Here is a 16,500-nt window from a genome sequence, read left to right as displayed (position 1 = left end):
AAATCACCGATGACCGCGAATTTCCCCCTTTGCGGGGGAGATGGCCGGCCGGACAGAGGGGGGTGCTCAAGCGCCATCCTGCGTCCTACTTGCTCATCGCCGCCAGCCATTCATCCACCCAGGCCTTGCGGTTGGCCGCCACCTCGTCCGGGCTGAACAGCAGGGTTTTGGTCGGCTTCACCAGCTTTTCGAAGGCCGGGTTGAGCGGCTTGTCGGTCTTGCCGGCCGGGAACATCCAGTTGGTCTCCGGGATGATGTCCTGGAACTTGGGCCCGGTCATGAAGGCTATGAATTTTTCCGCCAGCGGGTTCTTCGCGCCGGTTTTGGTGATGCCGGCGACCTCGATCTGCAGATATTCGCCCTCCTCGAAGGACGCCGCCTGATAGCGCTCGGTGTTCTCGGCCACCATGTGGTAGGCCGGCGAGGTGGTATAGGAGAGAACCATCGGCGCCTCGCCCTTGGTGAACAGACCATAGGCCTCGCTCCAGCCCGGCGTCACGGTCAGCACCTTCGGCTTCAGCTTGGCCCAGGCTTCCGGCGCCTTGTCGCCATAGACCGACTTGACCCACAGCAGCAGCCCGAGGCCCGGCGTCGAAGTGCGCGGATCCTGGATGATGATCTTGTCGGGGCCGGCGCCCTCGACCAGTTCCTTCAAGCTCTTCGGCGGCGTCTTCAGCTTTTCGGTGTCGTAGACGACGGCGAAATAGCCGTAGTCGAAAGGCACGAAAGTGTCGTCTTTCCAGCCGCCGGGCACATTCAAATCGGCCACCGCGCCATGCCGCGCGAATAGGCCGCTCGCCTTGGCATCCGCGGTCAGGTTGGTATCGAGGCCGAGCACGACATCAGCCTTGGTGCCGGGGCCCTCCAGCTTGACGCGGTTGAGCAGTGCCACGCCGTCGGCAACCGAGACGAATTCAAGATCGCAGCCGCATTCGGCCTCGAATTCCTTCCTCACCGCGGGCCCGGGACCCCAGTCGGCGGTGAAGCTTTCGTAGGTGTAGACGGTAAGCTTGTCTTTAGCCTCGGCAGGTCCGCCTGCCAAAAGCGAAACAAGGCCGACTGCAAGAACAAGGTTGGACAATAGCGAGCGCATCGGCGCCTCCTTCGTTCGCGTTAAAGGAATTGAGGCGTCGGATGGTCCGAAACGTCTAATCCCTCCGCCGGTACAAACCGGATCAGGTTCAGCGGGTTGGCTTTGTGCCTCTCAGCCGGTTCGCAAAATCAGCGTCCGGCACCCCGTTAGAGCATTTCGAGACATAGGCCCGGCCGATGCGGCGCGCAAGCGGAAGTTTCCTGGGCATCCATCAGGGTTCACCGCGGTAGCGAAGTGCGATTCCGTTTGGACGCGCCCGCTTCCGTTTCGTTGGCCGGGCTGGTAAGGGCGACGGCCATGGGCACATTCACCATCCTGCTTGGCGGCGATCTCGTCCGCACGCCTCGGCTCGATCGCCAGATCGAAGGCTCCCGCATCATCGCCGCCGATGCCGGTATCGGCCATGCCGATATGCTTGGCCTGCTGCCGGAGCTCTGGGTCGGAGATTTCGACTCGGTGCCGGCGAGCCTGCCGGAGAATCTGGCCGCCGTGCCGCGCAAGATTTTCCCGACCGAGAAGGATATGACCGACGGCGAGCTCGCCATTGCCGCGGCGCTGGCGCGCGGCGCCACCAGCCTGGTGCTGGCCGGCGCCTTCGGCGGCAAGCGCGCCGATCATGCCTTTCTGCATTTGGCTCTAAGCGTGCGGCTGGCCGAGGCGGGCACGACCGTGCTGCTGACCAGCGGCGCCCAGGAGGGCGTGCCCATCCTGCCGGGCAAAGCCGGCTTCGACTACGCCGAGGGCACGCTGTTCTCGGTGCTCGGCTTCTCCGACCTCGCCGGCCTGACGGTCTCAGGCGCCAAATGGCCGCTGGACGGTGTCGAGGTGGCGTTCGGCTCATCGCTTACCATATCAAATGAGATCAAGGATCGGCTCGAGATCGCGCTCGAGCGTGGCCGGGCGCTGCTGCTCGCCCACCCCTATCCTCTTCCCGAAAGCTGACATGGCCCCGCCTCTTCTCAATCTGGATGGCATAAAACTGACTTTTGGCGGCACGCCGCTGCTCGACGGCGCGGCACTGAGCGCCTCCGCCGGCGAGAAGATCGCGCTTGTAGGCCGCAACGGTTCGGGCAAGTCGACGCTGCTCAAGATCGTCGCGGGGCTGATCGAACCGCAGGACGGCGAAGTATTCCGCCAGCCCTCGGCAACGGTGCGCTACCTGCCGCAAATGCCCGATATGGATGGCTTCGCCAGCGTGCGCGCCTATGTCGAAGCCGGCCTCGGGCCGGCCGACGACCCGCATCGCGCCACTTATCTGATGGAGCATCTCGGCCTGACCGGCGAGGAGCGGCCGAACGACCTTTCCGGCGGCGAGGCGCGCCGCGCAGCACTCGCCCGCGTCATGGCGCCGGAGCCCGATATCCTGCTCCTCGACGAGCCGACCAATCATCTCGACCTGTCGGTCATCGAATGGCTGGAAGAAGAGCTTGCCCGCACCTCGTCGGCCGTGATCCTGATCTCGCACGACCGCCGCTTTCTCGAGCGCGTCTCGCGCGCCACCGTCTGGCTCGACCGCGGCCAGACGCGCCGGCTGGACAAGGGGTTCGCGCACTTTGAGGAATGGCGCGACCAGGTGCTTGAAGAGGAAGAGCGCGAACAGCACAAGCTCGGCCGCCAGATCGTGCGCGAGGAGCATTGGCTGCGCTATGGCGTGACCGCCAGGCGCAAGCGCAACATGCGCCGGCTCGGCGAGCTGCAGGCCATGCGCCAGCGTTTTCGCAGCCATCGCGGCGCCGAGGGTTCGGCGACGATGGTGGCAAGCGACGCCGCTGAATCCGGCAAGCTGGTGATCGAAGCCAAGGGCATCGAGAAGAGTTTTGGCGACCTCACCGTGGTCAAGGGCTTTTCGACCCGTATTCAGCGCGGCGATCGCGTCGGCCTTGTCGGGCCGAACGGCGTCGGCAAGACGACGCTTCTCAAGATGCTGACCGGCGAGCTGCCGCCGGATGCCGGCACCGTGCGGCTCGGCGTCAATCTGGAAATCGCAACACTCGACCAGAAGCGCGAGGCCGTCGACCCGCAGGAGACGCTGGCGAATTACCTGACCGACGGGCGCGGCGAGAACCTTGTGGTCAATGGCGAGCAGCGCCACGTCGTCTCCTATATGAAGGATTTTCTTTTCAAGCCGGAGCAGGCGCGCACGCCGGTGCGCGAGCTTTCAGGCGGCGAGCGGGCGCGACTGCTGCTGGCCCGGGTGCTGGCGCGGCCGGCGAACCTTTTGGTGCTCGACGAGCCGACCAACGACCTCGACATGGAGACGCTGGAGCTGCTGCAGGAACTGGTCGCCGGCTTTGCCGGAACGGTCGTCCTGGTCAGCCATGATCGCGATTTCCTTGACCGCACAGTCACCAGCGTGATCGCGCCCAACGGCGCCGGACGCTGGATCGAATATGCCGGCGGCTATTCCGACATGCTGGCGCAACGCGGCGGCTCGAAGCTGGAGGAGCGCAAGGCAAGGCCGAAGGCTGAAGCGAACGAAGCGACGGCCAGGGCCGAACAGACCAGCGCTAAAAGCCCGGCCAAGAAGCTCTCCTTCAAGCAGAAGTTCGCGCTGGAATCCCTGCCGAAGAAGATCGAGGCGGTGAGCGCGTCCATCTCAAGGCTGGAGAACAGTATCGCCGACCCGTCCTTCTACGAGCGCGATCCCGCATCGTTCCAGAAGACCATCGCCGCGCTCGACAAGGAGCGCACCACGCTGGCCTCACTTGAGGAAGAGTGGCTGGAGTTGGAGATGCTACGCGAGGAGATGGAAGGCTAGCCGCTATCGGCAAGGCTCAGAGGCAGGCCTCGCAGATCGCAGCGATATGGCGTCTGTCGGTGCCGCAGCAGCCGCCAAGCACGGCTATCTGGCCGAAGCGGTCGCGCATGGCGCGGTAGCGCCGGCCGAGGTCGACAGGATCGCCTGGATCGAGTTCGGTCGCCGCATCCAGCTCGGCATGGCTTTTGGCTGAGGCGTTGGCCCGCACGCCGCGAATGCGCCTGATCCAGCGTCCGTCGCCGGCAAGGACGGCGTCGAAATGGCTCGGATGTGCGCAGTTGATCATGAAATATGCGGGAGCGCCGTCCGTTTCGTCGTCAACGGTCTCGATGGCGTCTCTCAAGCTCTCCCCCGAAGGCAGGCGTCCGTCCGTCTCGACGGTAAACGAAATCACCGACGGGAGCCCCACCGCCATCGCGGCACAGGCTATTCCGGCAGCCTCCTGCGCATAGGTCATCGTGATGGCGCTGACCATATCGGCGCTGGCATCGCGGAACGCCTTGACCTGATCGCCGTGATAGGTCTCGGCCTCGGCGGGCGTCATGACTGTGTCAATGCGGTAGCCGTCGCCACGGGGCCCGACCACCCCATTGACCAGCACGGTCATGCCACGCGCAACATAGGGCGCAGCCAGCGCCCGCGCCCATGACACTGCCTGCATGTCTATGCCCGACAATGCGACTTTCGAATAGCCGAGCTTTTCGCCCCAGTCCGGATTGGCGCGCCACGTCGGAGTATCGAGCACGAAGCCGACCCCGTGTTTGTCGGCGATGTCGAGATACTGGCGGAAATAGCGGGCCAACGTCGTCCGCCCCTCCTCCTCGCCAAGAAGCGGAAAGGCGGCGAAGGAGGGCAGATCGAGGCCTTCCAGAAAAACAAGCGAGGTCTCGAGGCCGCCATCGGTCAGGAAAACGGCTTCACCCAGCTCACGAACGTCGATCTTCGCACTGGTCATCGCCGTCTCCGGTCAGACCTGCCGCTTGCGCGACTATAGCATTTGAGGGCGAATTTGCCATGCCGGTTCGGTCGCGAAGGTCGCGCTGGTCCAAGCTATCCATTGCAGCACTCGCGTGATGCGCATATTCTATACGCATGTTGCGGAGGCTATCATGCGCAAGATTGCCGCAAATGCGGTCCGCCAGCCGGCAAATCTATCGATCGATTCACAGCTCATGAAGGAAGCCAAGGGGCTCAACGTGAATGTATCTCGTGCCGCCGAAGCCGGGATCGCAGAAGCCGTGGCAGCCGAGAAAACGCGGCTGTGGAAGCTCGAAAACCGCGCCACCATGGATGCCTGGAACGAGTATGTCGACACGTACGGCGTTCCGCTCAAGGAGCATAGGCGTTCTGATGGCGCGCTATGACGCCTTTGCCGCCAGCGGCATCGAAGGCGGCTACGTCCTCGAGGTTCAATCCGACCTGCTCGACAATTTCAAGACGCGCGTCGTCGTTCCGCTTTTGCCCCTCGCGTCGGCGCCGCCGCCAATGCGGAAGCTGCATCCGGTCTTCGAAATCAATGGACGCAAGCTGGTCATGGCCACCCATCTGATCGCTACGGGGGCTGCGACGGAACTCGGGGAAAACCGTTTCAACCTCGCGAAGCATCACGACGAGATCGTTGCAGCGCTCGACATGCTGTTTCAGGGCTTCTGAGCCGCTCGGCCTCAACCGGACGTCTTCGTCGCCCAGGCCTTCAGCGCCTCATCAAAAACCTTCTCGCCCGGAATGCCCTTTTCCATGGTGAGCAGGGCACGGCGTCCGGTCTTGTAGACCACCGGCACGTCGATCCAGGCCTGCCCCCTGAGCAGCGTCAGGTTGGCGTCCTCGTCGGCCTTGGTGTCGTTGAGGGCGACGAGGAAGAAGCCGTCGGCGATCTTGGCCGGGATGCCGATCAGCGGGCTGCCGGCGTCCTGTTCCGAGCTCTTCATGGCGATGCGCAGGATGTTGTCGACGCCGCCGCCGTCAAACCCTTCCGGCGTCAGGAAGATCATCTCGATGATGTGGCTGGCCGGCAGCGTCTGGTCGGTATTGCGCCGGATGGTCATGCGCAGCTGGATGTCCTTGCCGGGTATCGTCGCCTCGGCGCGGATCGCCGGCTCCGGCGGCAGGTCGCCGCCCGGCGATTCCTGCACCAACGACCAGACGATGCTGCCGGGCTCGGCGGTTCCCTGCTGGGTGCTGGTGCGCTCCTCATAGAAGATCGCTTTCTGGCCGACCGGCACGGTCGCTTGGGCCGTCGCAGGCGCAGTCCCGGACGCGGGTGGCGGAGTCGTGCCAGCGGCAGGCGGAGTGGCCGCCGCGGCCGGAGGCGTGGTTCCGGCGGCCGGCGCGGGCGGATTGGCGGCGGCACCGGCGGGCGCCGACGGCGTGGTCCCGGCAGGCGGGCTCGCTGGCGGGGTTTGCGCAGCCGGCGGAGTGTCGGCGGCGGGCGGGGTCGCGGCCGGAGTTGGCGCGGCGGGCGGCGTGCCGGCGGCGGGCGCCGGCGTCATCCCAGGCGCGGCTGGCGGCGGCGTGGTCAGCGCGGCGACGGATTCGCCCTCGCCGATGGTGCTCTGGCCGCCGGCCGGACCAGGATCTACTTCCTTGCCCTCGGGCGTCAGCCGCTGGGTGAATTTCGCCGTTTCGGCCGGCTCATTGGCTGCAGCCGCGTTATTGCCCGCAGCCGGCGGCGCGGCCGCCGTCTCGGCGGTCGGCTTTGTCGGGGGGGCAGGCTTGACCAGAGGCTCGGTCGAGACGGTCTGGCTGCTGCCGCCCTTTAAGCCGAGCATGGAGCTGAACGCATCTTTGTTCAGCCAAACGCCGAACCCGCCGCCGGCCAGCACCAGCAATGCGACAACGGCAGCAATCAACCCGCCATAGCTGCGCTTGCGCGGCGCAGGCCGCAGCCGCTGGAAAGTATCGGCCGGCTGCTCGTCATTGGCAAAGACATCGCTGTCCTCGTCCGGTTCGGCGGCGTTCATCCCGGGCAGGCCGACATCGTCCTCGCGCGGCGAGGGCATGGGCGGCGGTGCCGCGGGCACCTTGTGCCAGCCGCCGGGCTCAGTCTTCGTTGCCCCTTGCCAGCTTGGTTCCGTCTTTGCTGCGCCTTGCCAGCTCGGTTCCGCCTTCACCGGCGCCGGTGCGGGCGCCGTCTTGAAGGGCTCCGGCTTGAAGGGCTCCGGCTTGGCAGGTTCGGGCTTCGCCACCGACGGCTGCCGGACGTGGCTCGGCTGGTTCTTGTTGCGGTCGATCGAGGAAAAAATATGTTCCAGCTCCGCCAGGGGATCTTCCGCTGGAGCCGGCTTGGGCGCCGGAGCAGGCTTGGCATACTCGCGCTCGACGCTGGCGACGGCATCTTCGAGCGAACGTTTCTGCTTGCTGATGACCTCGGCCGACAACGGCGGAGAATAGTTCGCGAGTTTCTTCGCCAGCATCTCACGAGCATTCTCGTAAATCCGCTTGCGCAACTCGGGCGAGGGCTCGCTGTGCTTCGCAAGCTGTTTTTTCAGAACACCAACGAAATCTGCCATGCGTCAGTCGACCTGCAATTCTTTCCCGGGCCGGCCGCAAATCAGCCGTAGCGCCTGGAAGCGCTGTGAAACTAGTCTTGAAACGGATCGGTCACAAGTATCGTGTCGTCCCGCTCCGGGCTGGTGGAAAGCAGTGCAACCGGGGCGCCGATCAGCTCCTCGATGTGGCGGACATATTTGACGGCTTGCGCCGGCAGATCGTTCCAGCTCCTGGCGCCGGCCGTCGTTCCCTTCCAGCCTTCGAGCGTCTCATAGACCGGCTCGACGCGCGACTGGGCGCCCTGGCTGGCCGGCAGATAGTCGATCAACTCGCCATCGAGGCGATAGCCGGTGCAGACCTTGATCTCGTCCAGCCCGTCGAGCACGTCGAGTTTGGTGAGCGCGATGCCCTTGATGCCGTTGACGGCCACCGCCTGGCGCACCAGCACGGCGTCGAACCAGCCGCAGCGGCGCTTGCGGCCGGTGACGACGCCGAATTCGTGGCCGCGCGTGCCGAGGAACTCGCCGACCTCATTCTTCTGCTCGGTCGGGAACGGCCCTTCGCCGACGCGCGTCGTATAGGCCTTGGTGATGCCGAGCACATAGCCGATCGCGCTGGGGCCGGTGCCGGAGCCGGCGGCCGCTTGCCCTGCCACGGTGTTGGATGAGGTGACGAAGGGATAGGTGCCGTGGTCGATATCGAGCAGCGTGCCTTGCGCGCCCTCGAACAGGATGCGCGCACCCGCGCGGCGCTTGTCGTCGAGCACCTTCCAGACGCGGTCCATGTAAGGCAGGATCTCGCCGGCCACCGAGGTCAGCTCCTGCATGATCGCCTCCTGGGTCGCTTCCGGATGGCCGAGCCCGCGGCGCAGCGCATTATGATGCGTGAGCAGCCTGTCGACCTTCAGGGGAAGCGTTTCCAAATCCGCCAGATCCATCACCCGCACCGCACGCCGGCCCACCTTGTCCTCATATGCGGGGCCGATGCCGCGGCGGGTCGTGCCAATCTTGGTTCCGGAATTCGAGGCGGCGTCTTCGCGGAACCCGTCCAGCTCCCGGTGCAGCGACAGGATAAGCGCGGTGTTTTCGGCGATTTTCAGGCGTTCGGGCGTCACCTCCACGCCCTGCTCCTTGAGCTTCTTTGTTTCCGCGACGAAGGCGTGCGGATCGAAGACCACCCCGTTGCCGATGATCGACAGCTTGCCCTCTCTGACCACGCCGGACGGCAAGAGCGAAAGCTTGTAGACCTTGCCGTCGACGACCAGGGTATGACCTGCATTGTGGCCGCCCTGGAAGCGCACGACCACGTCGGCGCGCTCCGACAGCCAGTCGACGATCTTGCCCTTGCCTTCGTCGCCCCACTGCGAGCCGACGACCACCACATTGGCCATGTTCTTTTCCCTTGAGATGCCGCCTTGGCGGCTTGAAACGACAGGCCTCTATAGCCTCATGTGCAGGCCGATGCGACCCCTTCTTTGTCCCCGAAACCACCCAGGGCACAACAAACCAGGCACAACAAATTCCGGCTTTCGCATCATTTACTTGGCCTCGCCATCGCAATAGGCCGGCATCCTTCTTCCACCGCGCCTGCCGGTCCAGGATTAAGCGATGCATCGAGCCGCCTATCTGTTCCTGCTCTCCACCATGCTGCTGTGGGGCGGCAATTCCGTGGCCGGCAAGCTTGCCGTCGGCCATGTGTCGCCGATGACGTTGGTTTTCCTGCGCTGGGTGCTGGCGGTGCTGATCATGCTGCCCGTCGGCTGGCGGACGTTTCGCGAGGATTGGCCTGAACTGCGCCGGCATTGGCTGCTGGTCGCCGGCCTCGGCGCCTGCGGCTTCACGGTGTTCAACGTCATCTTCTACACGGCGCTGAACTATACGACCGCCATCAATGTCTCGATCGAGCAGGCCGCCATACCGATCGTCATCATCCTCGCCAACTTCGTGCTGTTTAGGCTGCACGTGCAGCGCCTGCAGATCGTCGGCGTCGCGCTCACCATCCTCGGCGTCGCCCTGACCGCGAGCCATGGCGACCTCGGTCAGCTGCTGAAGCTCGAGCTCAATTTCGGCGACGCCATCATGCTGGTCGCGGTCCTCTGCTACAGCCTCTATTCGGTGGGGCTGCGCCTGAAGCCGGCCGTTCGCTGGCAAAGCTTCATGCTGGCTCTGTCGCTCGCCGCGCTTTTGACCTCGGTGCCGTTCTTTGTCTGGGAAGTGGCGGCGGGCCGCGTCATCGTCCCGGACGCGCGAGGATGGGCGGTCGCGTTCTACACCGCGCTCGGCGCGTCCGTCGTCTCGCAGATCTTCTACATCAAGGGCAACGAGCTGATCGGCGCCAATCGCGCCGGACTGTTCATCAATCTGGTGCCAATCTTCGGCACCCTGCTTTCGGTGCTGATCGTCGGCGAGCAGTTCCAATTCTATCAGGGTCTTGCGCTTGCGCTCGTGCTCGGAGGCATCGCGCTGGCCGAATACAGTGGCAGCAGGGCCGTTCTGTAGGGGAAATGCCCCGCATGCCGAAGCATGCGGGGCATGATCTTTCAGGCGGCGCCGACATCGAAGTGCAGCGGTTTGGCCGAATCGATCGATTGGTGCGCCCGCAGTTGATCGAGCACCCTTTCCGGGAAGGGTGCGTCGAGATAGAGCAGCGCGATCGCATCGCCGCCCGGCCGGTTGCGGCCGAGCTGGAAGTTGGCGATGTTGACGCCGTTCTCACCGCAGACGGTGCCGAGCAGGCCGATGATGCCGGGCGCGTCGGCATTGGTCGTGTAGAGCATGTGCTGGCCGACCTCGGCATCGAGGTTGATGCCCTTGATCTGGATGAAGCGCGGCTTGCCGTCCGAGAAGCAGGTCCCGGCGATCGAGCGCGTCATATGCTCGGTCTTGACGGTGAGCTTGATGTAGCCGTCGAAGACGCCAGATTTGTCGCGCTTGACCTCGGCGACGATAATGCCGCGCTCCTTCACCATGATCGGCGCCGACACCATGTTGACGTCGGAGACCTGCGGCCGGATCAGGCCGGCAAGAGTGGCGCTCACCAGCGCGCGCGTGTTCATCGTCGCGGTCGAGCCGTCGAACAGTATCTCCACCTCCTTGATCGGATCTTCGGTGACCTGGCCGACAAAGGCGCCGAGCACCTCGGCCAGCTTGACGAAGGGTTTCAGTCGGGGCGCTTCCTCGGCGGTGATCGAGGGCATGTTGATGGCGTTGGAAACGGCGCCCTTGATCAGGTAATCGGCCATCTGCTCGGCCACTTGCAGCGCAACGTTCTCCTGCGCCTCGGTGGTCGAGGCGCCGAGATGCGGGGTTGCCACGACATTCTGCATGCCGAACAGCGGATTGTTCTCCGCCGGCTCGGCCTCGAAAACATCGACGCCGGCGCCGGCCACCTTGCCGCTCTTCAGTGCCGCGACCAGGTCGGCCTCGACGACCAGCCCGCCGCGCGCGCAATTGATGATGCGCACGCCGTCCTTCATCTTGGCGATCGCGGCCGCATCGATGATGTTGCGCGTCTTGTCGGTCAGCGGCGTGTGCAAGGTTATGAAGTCGGCGCGCGCGAAAAGCTCGTCGAGCTCGACCTTCTCGACGCCGAGCTCTTCAGCGCGGCTGTCCGACAGGAACGGATCGAAAGCCACGACATGCATCTTCAGGCCGACGCCGCGCGTCGCGACGATCGAGCCGATATTGCCGCAGCCGATCACGCCCAGCGTCTTGCCGGTGATCTCGACGCCCATGAAGCGGTTCTTCTCCCATTTTCCCGCATGGGTCGAGGCGTTGGCCTCCGGGATTTGGCGCGCCAGCGCGAAGATCATCGCAACGGCATGCTCGGCCGTGGTGATCGAGTTGCCGAAGGGCGTGTTCATCACGATGATGCCCTTGCGGCTCGCCGCCGGAATGTCGACATTGTCGACGCCGATGCCGGCGCGGCCGACGACCTTGAGCCTGGTGGCGGCATTGATCAGCTTCTCGGTGACCTTGGTCGCCGAGCGGATGGCGAGGCCGTCATACTGGCCGATCACTTCGAGAAGCTTTTCCTTGTCCTTGCCGAGATCGGGCAGGTAGTCGACCTCGATGCCGCGGTCCTTGAAGATCTGCACGGCGGTGGTTGAAAGTTTATCCGAGACGAGAACGCGGGGCGCCATGGCGGCCTCCTTGAAGAATGGGATTGATCCGTTTGGGATCGGCGGCCCGAAGGCCGCCGCGAATTGACTCAGGCGGCCGCTTTCAGCGACGCCTTCTGCATGGCGAAGGCCCAGTCGAGCCAGGGCAGCAGTGCTTCGAGATCGGAGGTCTCGACGGTCGCGCCGCACCAGATGCGAAGGCCGGGCGGCGCGTCGCGGTAGGAGCCGATGTCGTAGGCGACATCTTCCTTGTCGAGCGTCGAGACGATACCTTTGGCGAAAGCCGCCTGACCGTCGGCATCGAGCGCCGCCACGTCCGGATCGGTGAAGGACAGGCACACGGAAGTGTTTGAGCGCGTCGCCGGATCGACGGCCAGATGGCCGAGCCACGACGACCTGGCCACGAACCGGTCCAGCACCGCGGCGTTGGCGTCGGCGCGGGCGATCAGCGCTTCCAGGCCGCCGATCGACTTCGCCCATTGAAGCGCATCGAGATAGTCCTCGACGCACAGCATCGACGGCGTGTTGATGGTCTCGCCCTTAAAGATGCCCTCGATCAGCTTGCCGCCGGAAGTCAGGCGGAAGATCTTCGGCAGCGGCCAGGCCGGCTTGTAGGTTTCCAGCCGCTCGACGGCGCGCGGGCTGAGGATCAGCATGCCGTGCGCGCCCTCGCCGCCCAGCACCTTCTGCCAGGAGAAGGTGACGACGTCGAGTTTATCGAAGTCGAGCCGCTGCGCGAACGCCGCCGAGGTGGCGTCGCAGATGGTGAGACCCTTGCGGTCGGTCGGAATGAAATCGCCGTCCGGCACGCGCACGCCGGAGGTCGTGCCGTTCCAGGTGAAGACCACGTCGCGCTCGAAATCGATCTGCGTCAGATCCGGCAATACGCCGTAGTCGGCCTCGAACTTGCGCACATCGGCGAGCTTGAGCTGCTTGACGACATCGGTCACCCAGCCGGAACCGAAACTTTCCCAGGCGACCATGTCGACGCCGCGCTCGCCAAGCAGCGACCACAGTGCCATCTCGACCGCGCCGGTATCGGATGCCGGCACGATGCCGATCCGGTAGCCGGCCGGGACCTTGAGGATTTCGCGCGTCAGCTCGATCGCCTGTTCGAGCTTGCCCTTGCCGATCTTGGCGCGGTGGGAGCGTCCGAGCGCAGCAGCTTCCAGCGCCTCAACCGACCAGCCGGGGCGTTTTGCACAGGGACCTGAGGAGAAATTGGGGTTTGCCGGACGGAGTCCGGGCTTGGTAAACGTCGTCATCGTGGTCTATCCTTCCAGATAGTGGCCCCTCGTTGGGGAGGGGTGGCCCACGGACGGCGATATGCTTTCAGGCTTTCGGCGTCAAGAGCAAAGTTTTTGTCGCTGTCGGGATATTTGTTTCACGGCACCACGCGCCGGAAACGAAAAAGAACGGCGGACCGCTCGATCCGCCGGCGGCAATTTCCGAGTTCTCTCGCTCACCAAAGATCGTAGCGCAGCCCGAGCTTGACCGTCTGATAGTCAATGCCCTTGCGGATATTGAAAGCGCCACCATCATAGGCGACGTATTTCGCCGCTGGGACGGACAAGTATTCGTAGCCGAGATCGACCGAAACGTTCTTCGTGACCTGGTAAGAGAGCCCTGCGCCGATGGAATAGGCCAGATTGAACTTTGCCGCAGTATCGGTCTGCCCTTCATAGCCGGCCGGATCGTCGCAGAAAAATCCGCCGGTGCCGGCGCTGTTCGTAGGAACCTCCACGCAGTCGCGCGCGCCGATGCTTCTGTAGTATTTGTTGTAGGCGAGCCCGATGCCGCCGCCGATATAGGGCGTGAGCCCGACATAGGTGCCCAGGTCTACATAGCCATTGGCCATGATGCTGTAGCCCTTGTTGGAAGCGTTGTCGGAAAGGTCGCAGGCCTGGCTGGTCGCAACGGAATTGATCGTTCCGAAACCGTCGTCCACAAGCGTGTGCCCGTCGCAGGTGGCTCCCAGTCTGTCATGGGCGGCGAACTTGTCGGTCGGCAGGATTCCACCGTTCAACTCGACCCGCAGGTAGTCGTTGACGTGATAGCCCATGCCGATGCTGCCGCTGAACAAGCTGGACTCATCGCTGAAGCTGTTGAGCGGTCCCGACGAGGTTTCCTCATGCTTGAACGGGTGGCTGAAAGCGTAGCCGACGTCGCCGCGGAGGTACCAGCCGGAGCCTACCTCGACCGGCTGATAGTCCGGCGCCTGGTCGACATAGATCGGCGGATCGTAGTCGGCTGACACCGCCTGTGTCGCCGGCATCAGCACGATTGCGGCGAGCGCCAGTGCGATACGCGATTTTGATGTCATGGTCCCCGGCTCCTGAGATTGGCACCAGTCGCGAACGCGAGCACAGCTGCCGTTTCAGGAGCATTGTTAACCATAGTGGTTAAGTGCCGGTTAAGGATAACAGGGAGTTACCGAATTGATTTCGATGCTGTTTTACCGGCCACCCACAAAAGAAAATCGCCCGGCTGGCGCCGGGCGATCGGCAGAATTTCAGGATCTCGAAGCGGCTACTTGGTGTAGATCGGCTCCGGCTCAGGCTGGTAGGCCACCGGTGTAGCGCACCCATTGTTGCCGCCAAACTGGTAGCGCAGACCGCCGCGCACCTCATGCGTGTTGATGCCGTGGTCGAACCCCGGCCCGGAACTCGTCGAATCGAACTCGAACATGCGCCCGCCCTGGATGTGAGTGAAGCGGTAGCCAGCGTCGAGGATCACCCTGTCGGTCAGGCAGTAGGAAGCGCCGGCCATGAGCGCATAGGCGAAGCGCCAGTTGGACGAACCCGGGTTGGTTTCGGTGGTGTTCGGATCGTGGACCGTGTCCCACTTGACGTGGGCGCCGCCGATGCCGGCGCCGACGTAAGGCGTGATGCCGTGATAGGTGCCGATATCGACATAGGCATTGGCCAACAGCAGCAGCGCGCTCATCCTCGACACCTCGGTTGATGTCGTGACGAGGTCCGAGGTCTGACCGTTGAAGTCCGACTTGAACCAATAGTCTGCCGTCAGATCGGTCCGGAAGTAATCGTTGATCTTGTAGCCGACGCCGCCGCCGAGCGAGAAGCCGCTCTTCAGCTTGCCGAAATCGAAATCGTTGGTGCCGGGCGGTGGCCCGTATGTAATGTAGTCGATGCCGCGCAAGGTCGACTTGTGGTAGTCGATGTCGCCGCGAATATACCAGCCGCCGACGTCGATCGGCTGAGCCTCGACCACCGGCGGCGGAGCTTCCTCCACCGGCGGTGGTTCCCCGAGGTCGGCGGCGAGGGCCGGTCCGGCCACTCCCGCCAACAGCGCGGCAAACAGTGCCATTCTTGCGGTATCGAACATGCTGTCACCCCTAAGAAGCCTCGGGACGACATCGCCCGAAGATGAACCTCGGCGTGGATAATGAATTGCAAAGGTTAAAAGCCGTTTAACCGTACCGATTAACCACGAATGCCTACAATTTTAGAGGGTATTCCGTTGTCCGGGGTGTTGTGAGCGCGCGAAAAAGCCCGCCTGGCGGCGGGCTCAGACTGCTGACGAACCCCGTCGATTTTCGGCGGGGTTTTGTTTTGCAGATTGATTGCGCTTGGGAAATTGGTGGCGGGAGCGGATGTCAGGAGGCCGCCGACGCAGATTTGGCCTCAGGCGAGGACCGGTTTGGGCTTTGGCCAGAGGCTGATTGCGATCTTTTTCATGTTCTGGGCGGCGGCTGCGATCAGGCACTGGCAGGCGACGCGGGTTCGCCCTCGGAAGCGGGCGTAGCGATGGCCGAACAGCTGCTTGGCATCGGCGAAGGATCGCTCGACCGTCTCCTTGCGACGCCGGTAGATGGCCTTGCCCCAAGCCGTGAGCCGGTTGGCATCGACGCGCTCGCGTTGATCCTGCCAGACATGGCGTGTGATGGTGCGCTCGGCCTTGGCGTTTGAGGTGCAGGAGGCCAGCAGCGGACAGTCGCGGCAGATGGCCGGATCGCTTCTGTAATGACGATACCCGCCGCGATCGGTGCTGGCGTAGGTGAGCAACTGGCCCTGCGGACAACGATAGCCGTCCCGATCCGGTTCATGGACGAAGGCGCTCTTCCTCATCTTGCCGGGCCTTGGCGGGGTCGGGTTGCGATAGCCGATGACGCCCCGGATGTTCCTGTCCTCCAGCCCCTTGGCGATGCCTGGCGTGGCATAGCCGGCATCCAGCCCCGCCGCCGCCACAACGAAGCCGAAGCGCTCCACCTGGCGGTCGAGCCGGCCAAGATAGACGATCGAGTCATGCATGTTGGCCGGCGTGGCGAAGGTATCGGTGATGATGCCGCAACGACCGTCCACCGTGCGGTGATCGAGATAGAAGAAGCCCTTCGGCTTGCCCTCGCGCACCATGTAGCCGGCCTCCGGATCGGCGCGCGAGACCTTGGTCTGCTTGACCGGCGGCTTGCGCTCTTTCTGCTTCAGCGGCTTCTGACCGTGCAGCGCCCGTTCCGTCTCGATGGCGCGGTCGAGCTCGCCCCAGTAGTCGGCACGCGACTTGGCGACCATGGCAAGGTCGTATTTGCCCTTGTTGGCGTTGGCCTTCAGGTGCGTGCTGTCGGTATACAGCACCGTCCCGTCCACCAGCCCCGCAAGGATCGCCTGCTCCACGATGCGGTCGAAGATCGCCTGCGCGATCGTCTCGTCCTGGTAGCGCCGACGACGGTTCTGCGACAGCGTCGAGGCGTCGAACACCTTGTCGGTCAGCTTCAGCCGCAGGAACCAGCGGTAGGCGACATTGACCTCGATCTCGCGCACCAATTGCCGCTCCGAGCGCACTCCGAACAGGTAGCCGATGAACAGCGCCTTGAACATCAAGGTCGGGTCCAGCGGCGGGCGGCCATTGTCGGCGCAGTACAATGGCGCCGTCAGACCGTGGATGAACGAGAAGTCGATCGATCGATCGATCTTGCGCAACAGATGATCGGCCGGAACCAGCTGATCCAACGTCACCATCTCAAGCGCGGTCTGTTCAGGGGCGGGTCGCTTCAACATGACCCAGTGAATCAAAAACCCCCGG

General features: G+C 64.0%; 14 protein-coding genes and 1 riboswitch. Of the genes, 5 read left to right on the top strand and 9 right to left on the bottom strand.

Translation table 11 applies throughout. From position 1 onward, the window contains the following. Nucleotides 1-85: 85 nt before the first annotated feature. Nucleotides 86-1,093 carry a thiamine ABC transporter substrate binding subunit gene (gene thiB, locus EJ078_RS17110; protein ID WP_208720751.1) on the bottom strand — a complete coding sequence of 336 codons (1,008 nt, stop codon included), beginning with the start codon at nucleotides 1,091-1,093 and terminating at the stop codon, nucleotides 86-88. Nucleotides 1,094-1,135: 42 nt separating this feature from the next. After that, nucleotides 1,136-1,249, bottom strand: a riboswitch (TPP riboswitch). Between the two features lie 141 nt (nucleotides 1,250-1,390). Here thiB and EJ078_RS17105 point away from each other — a divergent pair. Further along, on the top strand, nucleotides 1,391-2,035 hold the full coding sequence (locus EJ078_RS17105) for a thiamine diphosphokinase (RefSeq protein ID WP_208720750.1): 645 nt from the start codon (nucleotides 1,391-1,393) through the stop codon (nucleotides 2,033-2,035). A gap of 1 nt (nucleotide 2,036) precedes the next feature. Then, nucleotides 2,037-3,851: an ABC-F family ATP-binding cassette domain-containing protein gene (locus EJ078_RS17100; RefSeq protein WP_127247207.1), complete on the top strand. Its 1,815-nt coding sequence runs from the start codon at nucleotides 2,037-2,039 to the stop codon at nucleotides 3,849-3,851. Between the two features lie 16 nt (nucleotides 3,852-3,867). On the opposite strand, the gene EJ078_RS17095 is transcribed toward EJ078_RS17100, so the two are convergent. Then, nucleotides 3,868-4,806, bottom strand: a complete 939-nt coding sequence (locus tag EJ078_RS17095) for a homocysteine S-methyltransferase family protein (protein ID WP_095824076.1) — start codon at nucleotides 4,804-4,806, stop codon at nucleotides 3,868-3,870. Between the two features lie 154 nt (nucleotides 4,807-4,960). On the opposite strand from EJ078_RS17095, the gene EJ078_RS17090 reads away from it, so the two are divergent. Next, nucleotides 4,961-5,215 (top strand): type II toxin-antitoxin system CcdA family antitoxin, encoded by a 255-nt coding sequence (locus EJ078_RS17090; protein WP_127217234.1) that lies wholly within the window; start codon nucleotides 4,961-4,963, stop codon nucleotides 5,213-5,215. Continuing rightward, the gene (locus EJ078_RS17085) at nucleotides 5,202-5,504 is read left to right on the top strand and encodes a CcdB family protein (protein WP_127217233.1); all 303 of its coding nucleotides are present in this window, start codon (nucleotides 5,202-5,204) and stop codon (nucleotides 5,502-5,504) included. Before EJ078_RS17090 ends, EJ078_RS17085 begins: the two co-directional genes overlap by 14 nt. Before the next feature lie 11 nt (nucleotides 5,505-5,515). Here EJ078_RS17085 and EJ078_RS17080 read toward each other — a convergent pair whose 3' ends face one another. Both EJ078_RS17080 and EJ078_RS17075 read right to left on the bottom strand, forming a co-directional pair. Further along, nucleotides 5,516-7,360 (bottom strand): hypothetical protein, encoded by a 1,845-nt coding sequence (locus EJ078_RS17080; protein ID WP_127247208.1) that lies wholly within the window; start codon nucleotides 7,358-7,360, stop codon nucleotides 5,516-5,518. Nucleotides 7,361-7,431: 71 nt separating this feature from the next. Continuing rightward, complete coding sequence (locus tag EJ078_RS17075; RefSeq protein WP_127217072.1) at nucleotides 7,432-8,730, bottom strand: adenylosuccinate synthase; 1,299 nt, start codon at nucleotides 8,728-8,730, stop codon at nucleotides 7,432-7,434. Between the two features lie 217 nt (nucleotides 8,731-8,947). Here EJ078_RS17075 and EJ078_RS17070 point away from each other — a divergent pair, with 217 nt between their 5' ends. Continuing rightward, nucleotides 8,948-9,838 carry a DMT family transporter gene (locus EJ078_RS17070; RefSeq protein WP_067319440.1) on the top strand — a complete coding sequence of 297 codons (891 nt, stop codon included), beginning with the start codon at nucleotides 8,948-8,950 and terminating at the stop codon, nucleotides 9,836-9,838. A 41-nt stretch (nucleotides 9,839-9,879) separates the two neighbouring features. On the opposite strand, the gene serA is transcribed toward EJ078_RS17070, so the two are convergent. The 5 genes from serA to EJ078_RS17045 form a co-directional block, all read right to left on the bottom strand. Beyond that, nucleotides 9,880-11,481, bottom strand: a complete 1,602-nt coding sequence (gene serA, locus EJ078_RS17065) for a phosphoglycerate dehydrogenase (RefSeq protein WP_067001828.1) — start codon at nucleotides 11,479-11,481, stop codon at nucleotides 9,880-9,882. Between the two features lie 68 nt (nucleotides 11,482-11,549). Beyond that, nucleotides 11,550-12,725 carry a phosphoserine transaminase gene (locus tag EJ078_RS17060; protein ID WP_127847445.1) on the bottom strand — a complete coding sequence of 392 codons (1,176 nt, stop codon included), beginning with the start codon at nucleotides 12,723-12,725 and terminating at the stop codon, nucleotides 11,550-11,552. A gap of 197 nt (nucleotides 12,726-12,922) precedes the next feature. Beyond that, entirely contained in the window at nucleotides 12,923-13,783 is an 861-nt protein-coding gene (locus EJ078_RS17055; protein WP_127217356.1) for an outer membrane protein, read from the bottom strand. A gap of 206 nt (nucleotides 13,784-13,989) precedes the next feature. Then, the gene (locus EJ078_RS17050; RefSeq protein ID WP_127217357.1) at nucleotides 13,990-14,805 is read right to left on the bottom strand and encodes an outer membrane protein; all 816 of its coding nucleotides are present in this window, start codon (nucleotides 14,803-14,805) and stop codon (nucleotides 13,990-13,992) included. Between the two features lie 299 nt (nucleotides 14,806-15,104). Beyond that, a complete protein-coding gene (locus EJ078_RS17045) occupies nucleotides 15,105-16,475 on the bottom strand; it encodes an IS1182 family transposase (RefSeq protein WP_127217539.1) in 1,371 nt (456 codons plus the stop codon). Nucleotides 16,476-16,500 lie beyond the last annotated feature (25 nt).

This window comes from Mesorhizobium sp. M1A.F.Ca.IN.022.06.1.1, from assembly GCF_003952605.1.
Classification (GTDB): domain Bacteria; phylum Pseudomonadota; class Alphaproteobacteria; order Rhizobiales; family Rhizobiaceae; genus Mesorhizobium.
Note: the sequence above shows the minus strand (reverse complement) of the source record. Positions and strands in the feature narration are given on the sequence as shown.